This is a genomic window from Xanthomonas axonopodis (assembly GCF_001304695.1).
Classification (GTDB): Bacteria; Pseudomonadota; Gammaproteobacteria; order Xanthomonadales; family Xanthomonadaceae; genus Xanthomonas; species Xanthomonas axonopodis.
In genome coordinates this window covers 1-9270 of sequence record NZ_JFAQ01000105.1, presented here as the reverse complement: position 1 = coordinate 9270, position 9270 = coordinate 1, and the positions used below count along the sequence as shown (strand labels likewise).

Sequence of the window (9270 nt, the reverse complement as noted above, 5' to 3'; positions counted from 1 at the left end):
GTGCTCCCCCGCCCTCCCCCTCACTGACCGGGGAAGACGCCCGTGGTTGAGTTTTTGTTCGTCATCGCCCTGATTGTGCTGAACGGCTTCTTCGCCATGTCGGAGATGTCGTTGATGACCTCGCGCAAGAGCCGCCTGAAGCAGATGGCCGGTTCCAGCAAGCGCGCCGCGCGGGCCCTGGCCTTGGCCGAAAGCCCGGAAAACTTCCTGTCCACGGTTCAGATCGGCATCACCCTGATCGGCATCCTGACCGGCGTGTTCGGCGGCGAGGCGATCGGCGAAGCCATCGCCAGCTGGCTGCAGGGGGTGTTCCCGGCCCTGGCGGGCACGTTCGAACTGGTCGGCAAGCCGCGCCCGTATTCGGTGGTGATCGGCAGCACCCTGGCGGTGGCGCTGATCACGTTCCTGACGCTGATTTTCGGCGAGTTGGTGCCCAAGCGGCTGGCGCTGCGCAATTCCGAAGACATTGCAGGCGTCGTCGCGGTGCCGATGGCCTGGCTGGCCAAGATCGCCGCGCCCGGGGTGTGGGTGCTGGCACGCTCCACCCGCTTGGTGCTGCGCATGTTGGGCATGGGCAAGGACGAATCGGCCTCGGTCACTGAAGAAGAGATCCGCATGCTGGTGGCCGAAAGCCACGAGGCCGGCGTGATCGACGCGCACGAGCGCGACATGATGAATCGGGTGATGCGACTGGGCGATCGCACCGCCGACAGCCTGATGACCCCGCGCAACCGCATCGCCTGGCTGGACGCCAACGCCGAGCCGGAACGCAATCTGCAGGTCATGCGCGAGCACGAATTTTCGCGCTATCCGGTGTACCGCGGCAGCGACCAGGACATCGCCGGTGTGCTGGAAGTCAAATCGCTGGTCACGCGCATGGATGGCCACGGCGCGCACCTGTTCCAGGCGCTGCGCGACACCTTGTTCGTGTCCGAATCCACGCACGCGATGAAGCTGCTGGAAATCTTTCGCGAAGAACAGCAGTCGATGGCGCTGGTGGTCGACGAATACGGCGAAATCCGTGGCCTGGTGACCATCAGCGACCTGATGGGCGCGGTGGTCGGCCGTCTGCAGGCGGTGGAAAACACCGACGAAGACGCGCTGGTGGTCACGCGCGCGGACGGCTCGCTGTTGATCGACGGCTCGCTGCCGGTGGAAGAATTGCGCGAAGTGCTCGGTGCCGAATTGCCCGACGCCGACGAAGGCGATTACCACACGCTTGCGGGCCTGTGCATTTACTATTTCGGGCGCATTCCGCAGGCCGGCGAATTCTTCGATTGGGCCGGCTGGCGCATCGAGATCGTCGACCTGGACGGTGCGCGCGTGGACAAGTTGCTGCTGCGCCGGGTAGGCGACGAGGACAGCGATGACATCGTCGGGTGACGGCAATGCGCCGCGCGATGATGCCAGCGAGCAGATGCGCTACCGCAACGAAGGCATCCGCAGCTTGCTGGCAGCCTTCAGCGAAGGTGATCCGGACCAGGTGTTGCGCGTTCGCGAGATCTTGGCCGATCTGCAGCAAAGCGCCTTCGGCGTGTTCCTGTTTCTTGCAATCCTGCCCTCGTTCATTCCGATTCCCGGCGTCGCCGGTGGCATCAGCGGACCACTGACGATCCTGATCGGACTGCAGATGATGTGCTGCCTGCGCAAGCCGTGGGTACCGCGCTTCATCGGCGAACGTGGGCCGCGCCGTCGGACCAGCCAGCACTTCGTGGCCAAACTGGGACCGACGCTGCAACGCCTGGATCGCCTGCTCAAACCGCGGTTGCACGGCATGCTGGACCGGATGCCGGCACAGCTATTCACCGGCTTGTTATTGGTGTTGGTGGGCATCTTGCTGACGCTGCCGATCCCCTTCACCAACTATATCTTCGGCTTGATCCTGCTGCTGTTCGCGCTGGCCCTGCTTGAGCGCGACGGTGCGCTGATGTTGGTGGGCTGGGCAGCTGCGCTGATCTCGGTCGCCGTGTTCGGTGTCACCTCCGACCAGCTGGTGGATCTGATTCGCGATTGGTGGCCGGACGCCTGGCGCTGAGCGCAGCGCGTCCGGCGCGTGGCTTTCGCGCAGCTACTTCAGATCGACCACGCGGTTGTCCGACAAGCTGCCGGTATCGTCGGTGACCGCCGTCATCACGAAATACAGCGCCTTGCCGAGCAGGCCGCTGGGGCCGTCCCAGTATTCGGCCGATTCGGCACGCACATGGATCAAGCGCAGGTTCGGGTCGTCCTTGCCGCCCGGGAAAAACACTTTCATGGCCGGCGACCACAGTGCGTCGATCTTGGCGCGGTCGTGGACCACGCGCGCGGTGCCGGCCACCGAGACATAGGTGTTCTTCGACGCCGACGCATAGGCCACGTTGACGCGCGGATCGTCGGCGATTTCCGCCACTTTCGGGCTGTCGGCGGCGGTGGCGAACCACAGGTCGCCGTCGAACTCGACTTCCTGCGTGCCCAGCGGGCGGCTCACCAGGTTGCCGTCGGCCGAGACGGTTGTGAACATGGCGATGTCCACACCGCGAATCAATTCGGCCAACTGCTTGATGCTCTCGCTGCGTTGTTGAAATTGCATGCTGGTCTTCCCAATAGATGTGCATGCATCACAGCGGATCGCAGCGCAAAGTGACGTGAATCACACCAAGGTCACGTCCAGCTCGCGGCACGCGGCGGCGGCAATTTCGAAAGACCGCAGACGCGCGGCGTGGTCGTAGATGTTGGCGGTGAACAACAGCTCGTCGGGCGTGTGGCGCTCGATGAACTCCGCCACGCCGCGCGCAATCTGCTCGGCATCGCCGAGCACCGTGCAGGCCAATGCACGCTCCACCCCGGCACGCTCGTGCGGCTGCCAGAAGCTGTCGATATCGTCGATGGGCGGCGGGATCTTGCCCGGCTTGCCGCGACACAGATTGACGAAGCTCTGTTGCTGGGTCGTGAACAGACGCCGTGCCTGCGCTGGCGTCTCGGCTGCCACCACATTCAGGGCCAGCATCACGTGCGGCCGGGCGAGTTGTGCGGACGGACGGAATTCGCGGCGATAGATCGCCACCGCTTCGTCCATCGCATCGGGTGCGAAATGCGAGGCGAACGCGAACGACAGGCCCATCGCGGCGGCAAGGCGTGCGCTGAACAGGCTCGACCCCAGCAGCCACACCGGCACCTCCAGCCCGGCGCCGGGCACGGCCTGTACCAGTTGCCCCGGCACCGCCGGCGCGAAGTAGCGCATCAATTCGGCCACGTCCTGCGGGAAGTGATCGGCGCTGTCGAAATAGCGGCGCAAGGCGCGTGCGGTGGGATCGGTGCCCGGTGCGCGGCCCAGGCCCTGGTCGATACGCTGCGGATACAACGAGGCCAGCGTGCCGAACTGTTCGGCCACCTGCAGCGGTGCATGGTTGGGCAACATGATGCCGCCGGCACCCACGCGAATGGTCTTGGTGCCGCCGGCGACATGACAGATCAGCACTGCGGTGGCGGCGCTGGCGATGCCTGGCATGTTGTGGTGTTCGGCCAGCCAGTAGCGCTGATAGCCCCAACGCTCGGCGTGCTGGGCCAGATCGAGCATGTTGGCGAAGGCGTGGGTGGTGTCGCTGCCTTCGCAGACCGGCGCCAGATCGAGCACGGAAATGGGGGTCATCGAGTGACTCCGGGAAGAGTGATGTCCCAGAGATGGGGCTGGCCCGGCGGCATTGCCAGCGGCTTGTCGGGTGCCGTGAGGGATTACAGCATTCCAGCAGTCGGACAACGCTTTGGGCGTGCGGGCTCGTTCCGACTCGCGCCAGCGGCGTTTTTGAGCTTGCTGTTGGCCAGAGACGTTGCGGTTGCGGTTGCGGTTGCGGTTGCGGTTGCGGTTGCGGTTGCGGTTGCGGTTGCGGTTGCGGTGAAGATTACTGTTCCCTGGTCGGCTTCGCGCACCTTGAATGCCCAATGCCCTCTCGCCACAGACGAACGCATCGACTGCGCGACGAAGCGTGCCCGCTGTGGTATCCGGACGCTGGCTATGATGGCGCCGCCTCGTCTGCGCCTGCCTGCCCATGTCTTCGAGTACATTCGCGCCCCCCGAACAGCCCTCGCCTTCCGCGCAGATCGCCGCCCGGATCGACCGGCTGCCGGCCAGTGCCACGCTGTGGCGGTTGGTGGGGTTGCTGGCGCTGGGCGGCTTCTTCGAGTTGTACGACCTGTTCCAGACCGCCTACATCAGCCCCGGGCTGATTGGCGACGGCATTTTTGCCAGCGGCGCGGAAGGCGCATTCGGCATGTCCGATCAAGCCGCATTTGCGGCGGCCACCTTCCTTGGGTTGTTTGTCGGTGCCGCGCTATTGAGCCCGTTTGCCGACCAGTTCGGGCGTCGCCCGGTGTTTACCTTTGCCTTGATCTGGTACACCGCGGCGACCGTGGCGATGGGTCTGCAGACCACTGCCAGCGGGGTGATCGTGCTGCGCTGCGTGGTCGGCATCGGGTTGGGAATCGAACTGGTCACCATCGATACGTATCTGTCCGAACTGGTACCGCGACACATGCGCAGTGCGGCGTTTGCATTTGCATTTTTCGTGCAATTTCTGGCGGTGCCCACGGTCGCGCTGACCGCATGGATGTTGGTGCCGTCCGCGCCGTTGGGGGTGAGCGGCTGGCGCTGGGTGGTGTTGCTCAGCGGCGCGTTTGCGCTGGCAATCTGGTGGCTGCGCAGCCGCCTGCCGGAATCAGCGCGCTGGCTGGCCGCACACGGCCGCCACGCAGAAGCCGATGCAGTGGTGATCGAACTGGAAGCGCGCTGCACGCAGGATGTGGGTGCGCCACTGGCCGCGCCGCAGGCGGCCGCGCCCTCGCCGGCCGGCACGATGCCGAGCGCGCCGCTGTGGCGTGCGCCGTATCGCGGGCGCATCGGCATGTTGGTGGTCTTCCATGTGTTTCAGGCGATCGGCTTCTTCGGTTTCGGTAACTGGTTGCCTGCGCTGATCTCGGCGCAGGGCGCCGGGGCCGAGGTGACCAAAAGCCTGGCGTATTCCTTTGCGATCTCGTTGGCCTACCCGCTGGCGCCATTGCTGTTGCTGCGTTTTGCGCAGCGCTGGGAAAACAAATGGCAGATCACCGCATCGGCGCTGGGCGCTGTTGTGTTCGGTGGCTTGTTCGCGTTGCAGCATTATGCCGTCGGCATGGTGCTGTGCGGGGCAATGATCGCGTTCTGCAACGCGTGGATGAGCTTTGCCTATCACGGCTATCAGGCAGAGCTGTTCCCGACCGGGTTACGCGCACGTGCCGTGGGCTTTTGCTACTCCTTCAGTCGCCTGTCCACGGCAGTGAGCAGCGTGCTGATCGGCTGGTTGCTGACGCAGGTTGGCAGCCATGGCGTGCTGGCCTTCATCGCGCTCAGCATGTCGATCGTGGCGGGTGTGATTGCGGTGTCCGGCCCACGCACGCGCAATCGTGCACTGGAAGACATTGCAGGTGAGTGCGGATGATGGAACGCCTGCGCAACCAGCAGCGTGTAGGGCATTGTGCAGGATGGGATTCAGCGCACGTCGGTGCGTGTCTGACAATGGCCCCGGTTCTGACACAGTAACGGCGGCTCAGTGATCAGCCGGCGGAACTGATCGGCGACTCTCTATCGCCACAAGCCGTTACGCCGCCCTCTGCCCTCTGGTTGATCGCCCCGACTGCCAGCCGAGGACGCGTCATCGTGCACCGCGCTTTGCCGCCATCTCCGCCGTGCCGGCATGCCCCGGTTCGAGAGGTGCGCTGCCCAATGTCACCGTGCGGTTCGCCACTGCGGCCAAGCTAGTGCGATGCGACACCACCACCAGCGCGCTCTGCGGTAGGCGTGCGCGCAGAGTGCTCAGCACCTGATGCTCCGCATCGGCATCCAGGGCGCTGGTTGCTTCATCCAGGATCGCCAGCGTCGGCCGACGCAGCAACACCTGCGCCAGCAGCAGGCGTTGCAACTCGCCGCCGGACAGGCGACCGTCCTGCGCATGAATCGGCGTGTCCAGACCGTGCGCATCGCGCTGCAGCCGTGCGCACATGCCGACATCTGCAAGCGCCTCCCACATGCGTGCGTCAGAGGCGCCGGGCAGCGCCCACTGCAAGCATTCGCGCACCGTGTGCTGCCACGGCCGCACGCCCTGGCCGATGTAGGCGCTGTGCCGCACCAGATGTCGATACGCGGAGAATGTCAGCCGACGTCCGCCCATGTGCGCCACGAACTGCGCCGCCGGCGTCTGGCCGGAGAGCACATCCATCAGACTGCTCTTGCCCACGCCGGAGGCACCGACCACCAGGGTTATCTGCCCTGGCACCAGCAATAGCGATTCGATCGCGCATTGGGGCAACGGCAGCGCCAGCCCGATGTGTTCGATATGCAGCGCAGCCGGCAACGGTTCGGCCATGTCTTCCGGGCCGTGTGCACGCGCAGCGCCCAAGTCAACGTAGCGGTGCCACAGCTGCAGCGCCGGCCACGCCGAACGCAACTGCTGCAGGCTCTGCCGCGTGGTGACCAGGTACGGCAGCAGACGGCCGAGCAACAGACTGACGGTGATCAGCGCAGCACGATCGCCCCCCTGCCAACGATTGGCCAGCACCAGGATGCCGGCGATGGCGACCACCGCGGTGAGCTCCAGCAGCAGACGGCTGCCGGCAACCAGTGCTTGCTGCTGCGCATACCCATCGCCCAGCCGCGCCGAAATGCGCTCGTAATGACGGACTTCGAGGTGTTCGCGCTGAAACGATCGTACATGGCGCAAGCGACGCGGAAAATCTTCGCTCAGCCAGAACAGCTGGGTCATGTCCGCCACATACGCGCGGCTGATACGTGCCTGTGCGTGACTGCTGGAGAAGCGCAGCCCCAACCATGCCAGCACCGCCAGCAGTGGGGTGGTGATCAACAGCGCAGGTGCGATCAGCACCGCAATGCACACGCTCACCAGCGCAGTGATGGCCGCGACCAGCAGCTGCAGAACGGCGCTGAAGCCTTGCGCGGCGATCTCGATGTTGTACGTGAGCACGTTGGCGATTTCTGCCGAGCTAGCGCCGGACAAGGCCGGCAGTGGCGCATCGATCAATGCCGCATGCACGCGTTTGCGCAGACCGATGGCATAGCGGCTGGTCAACTGCGCGGCCAAACGTGCGCTGTGCCAACGCAGCACGGCAAACAGCACGCTCACGGCAATGAACACGCCCACCTGCATCGCCAGCCTGCCCGGCAATGCCAGGCGATAGCCCGCCAGTTGCACGCTGTGGCCTGGCTGCACCAGCGGGAGCAAACACACCGCCACCACGCTGCCGGCCAACGCGGCAGCCAGCGACAAGGCGACGTAAAGTGCAATCGTCGGCATGTCTGCCGGCACCAGAGTGCTCGCGAACTGGTGCAATGCAGCGCGCATGCGCTGACCTGCGGTCATGGCCAGCGGCTCATTCGCGCGCAACCTGCAGGCGCCAGTGCACGACGACGAGCTGCCGGCCGGTGGCGTTCCAGGACGCTTGCAGACAACCACTCATTGCAACAGCTGCAGCAGCGCATCCACCGATGCCTGCGGATGCGTGCCACGGTGCAAGGTGAACATGCCGATGCGCTGCACTTGTTCGACAAAGCGCTGCCAGCCGGGCTGACCGGCGGCATACGGTTGATCATGGGCCAGGCAGGCGGCGACTTGCTCGCCAGGTACCGCGAGCAGGCGCTGCGCCGATGCGATGGCCGGCGCCCTGGACACCATCACGATCGCATGCAACTGCGTGGGCTTGGGTGCGAGATGCGCGTGGCGACGGCGGAGATCGACCTCGAATTTTTCCACGCCGCTGCGGCGCCGGATCACCGGCGATGCGCTGATCCACGCGCGCGTGGGCGCGTCGACCAGGCCCAGCGCTTCGGCACGCAGGTGCAGGAAGTTGGCAACGCCTGTGGTGAGCAGGCTATCGGGCGCCACAAAGACACTGTCTTCGGCGACAACGTCCAGGCCATGCAACAGGCTGTGCAAGGCCAAGGTCGATTTGCCCGCACCACTGGCGCCAAGCAGCAACACGCTGCGTCCACGTTGACCCACACAAGCGCCATGCAGCGGCACCAGCCCGATGCCACGCGCAGCCAGCAGGAACACTGCGAATTCGATCAATTCGTAACGCACGTGATACGCGTGGGCAAGCATGTCCTCGGACACCACCAGCATCGCGCGGCGCTGCGATACCGACACCATCAGGTAATTGCAGGCATCCATGACACCGCACAGCAGGCCGCCGCTGGCGTGCGTGCGCACAAGTGGCGGCTCGGCATCGGTGCGGCCCGGCGCACGCGGCAGCAAGTCGAGCGTGACATGAAATTCCGTAGCGCCCGGCAACCGGTGCGCAGGCAAACCCACGTAGGCGGCATCGACAAGCGCCAACAATGCTTCGCTATCGCTCTGAAAATGGAACAGCGCGCCGAGAACCTGCCGGCGCACGCCCAACCGCCGCAGGCGATGTTCGCCGAACGGATCTGCCGCCACTGCTGCCCCGGTTGCGATGGCGGCGGCGCCATCGCTCAGTGGCGTATGTTGAGCCCATGCAGTCGACTGCGGCATGCCTTTATCCGATGTGCTGAATCAGCCGATGTGTGCCGCTTTTCAGCAAAAAGGTTGCATCGCCCACGCCGTGCCCGCATGCAATGCGACGCAACCAAAGTCGCCTGCATCCGCACCTACTGCCGAGCCGAATGCCGGTGTCTGCGCACGCCGCCGCTGCGCCCACCTGGCGAGAGAACGAGAGCCTTGTGCAGATGGTAAAGATCCAGGTCAGTCATTCGTATTTCCTGCGTTACGACCCCAAGCAATGGGAGCGCGGCAAGCCCTATCCACCGTTGGCGACGCTGCAGATTGCAGCGCTGCTGCGCGAACGTGGGCATGCAGTGAGCCTGTTCGATGCCATGCTGGCCGACGATGTAGAGGGCTACACCGCTGCGCTGCACGCTGCGCAGCCGGATCTGGTGGTGTTCTACGAAGACAACTTCAACTTCCTCACCAAGATGTGCCTGAGCCGGATGCGAGAGGCCGCCTGCCGCATGATCGGGCAGGCCCGTGCCGCTGGCTGCCGCGTGCTGGTGGCCGGCTCGGATGCCTCCGACAACCCGGACGCATTCCTGGCCGCAGGCGCACATGCGGTGTTGATCGGCGAAGGCATCGCCCCGTTGATCTGTTTGCTGGAACGCATCGACGCAACACCGGATATCACCACCGAACACTGGCTGGCCGGGGTTGACGCGGATTGCCGCCGGCTGGTTGGCGGCAATGCGCGTGCACCCCGGCCAGCCAGTGTTCG

At 65.1% G+C, this 9270-nt stretch carries 7 protein-coding genes and 1 pseudogene; 4 read left to right on the top strand and 4 right to left on the bottom strand.

From position 1 onward, the window contains the following. The first annotated feature begins 42 nt into the window (after positions 1 to 42). The gene (locus tag XAXN_RS10900; protein ID WP_042822074.1) at positions 43 to 1383 is read left to right on the top strand and encodes a hemolysin family protein; all 1341 of its coding nucleotides are present in this window, start codon (positions 43 to 45) and stop codon (positions 1381 to 1383) included. Further along, positions 1367 to 2035 carry an exopolysaccharide biosynthesis protein gene (locus XAXN_RS10895; protein WP_054319572.1) on the top strand — a complete coding sequence of 223 codons (669 nt, stop codon included), beginning with the start codon at positions 1367 to 1369 and terminating at the stop codon, positions 2033 to 2035. The genes XAXN_RS10900 and XAXN_RS10895 overlap by 17 nt, the downstream gene beginning before the upstream one ends. Positions 2036 to 2068: 33 nt before the next feature. Here XAXN_RS10895 and XAXN_RS10890 read toward each other — a convergent pair whose 3' ends face one another. Then, positions 2069 to 2569, bottom strand: a complete 501-nt coding sequence (locus XAXN_RS10890) for a pyridoxamine 5'-phosphate oxidase family protein (RefSeq protein WP_054319571.1) — start codon at positions 2567 to 2569, stop codon at positions 2069 to 2071. 60 nt (positions 2570 to 2629) lie between these two features. Continuing rightward, the gene (locus XAXN_RS10885; protein ID WP_054319570.1) at positions 2630 to 3628 is read right to left on the bottom strand and encodes an LLM class flavin-dependent oxidoreductase; all 999 of its coding nucleotides are present in this window, start codon (positions 3626 to 3628) and stop codon (positions 2630 to 2632) included. Positions 3629 to 4025: 397 nt separating this feature from the next. Between XAXN_RS10885 and XAXN_RS10880 the strand changes: the two genes are divergently transcribed. After that, on the top strand, positions 4026 to 5450 hold the full coding sequence (locus XAXN_RS10880; RefSeq protein WP_054319569.1) for an MFS transporter: 1425 nt from the start codon (positions 4026 to 4028) through the stop codon (positions 5448 to 5450). Between the two features lie 213 nt (positions 5451 to 5663). Here the strand turns inward: XAXN_RS10880 and XAXN_RS10875 are convergent, their stop codons facing one another. Further along, positions 5664 to 7385, bottom strand: coding sequence for an ATP-binding cassette domain-containing protein (locus XAXN_RS10875; protein WP_054319568.1), 1722 nt, complete (start codon positions 7383 to 7385; stop codon positions 5664 to 5666). A gap of 93 nt (positions 7386 to 7478) precedes the next feature. After that, positions 7479 to 8537, bottom strand: coding sequence for a phosphoenolpyruvate carboxykinase (ATP) (locus XAXN_RS10870; RefSeq protein ID WP_054319567.1), 1059 nt, complete (start codon positions 8535 to 8537; stop codon positions 7479 to 7481). A gap of 131 nt (positions 8538 to 8668) precedes the next feature. On the opposite strand from XAXN_RS10870, the pseudogene XAXN_RS10865 reads away from it, so the two are divergent. Next, positions 8669 to 9270 (top strand): annotated as a pseudogene (locus XAXN_RS10865) (B12-binding domain-containing radical SAM protein); the annotation flags it as partial.

Excerpts from the sequence above, each read along its gene's own strand:
- XAXN_RS10895 (WP_054319572.1), top strand. The coding sequence starts at position 1,367 with ATGACATCGTCGGGTGACGGCAATGCGCCGCGCGATGATGCCAGCGAG.
- XAXN_RS10890 (WP_054319571.1), bottom strand. The coding sequence starts at position 2,569 with ATGCAATTTCAACAACGCAGCGAGAGCATCAAGCAGTTGGCCGAATTG.
- XAXN_RS10885 (WP_054319570.1), bottom strand. The coding sequence starts at position 3,628 with ATGACCCCCATTTCCGTGCTCGATCTGGCGCCGGTCTGCGAAGGCAGC.
- XAXN_RS10880 (WP_054319569.1), top strand. The coding sequence starts at position 4,026 with ATGTCTTCGAGTACATTCGCGCCCCCCGAACAGCCCTCGCCTTCCGCG.
- XAXN_RS10875 (WP_054319568.1), bottom strand. The coding sequence starts at position 7,385 with ATGACCGCAGGTCAGCGCATGCGCGCTGCATTGCACCAGTTCGCGAGC.
- XAXN_RS10870 (WP_054319567.1), bottom strand. The coding sequence starts at position 8,537 with ATGCCGCAGTCGACTGCATGGGCTCAACATACGCCACTGAGCGATGGC.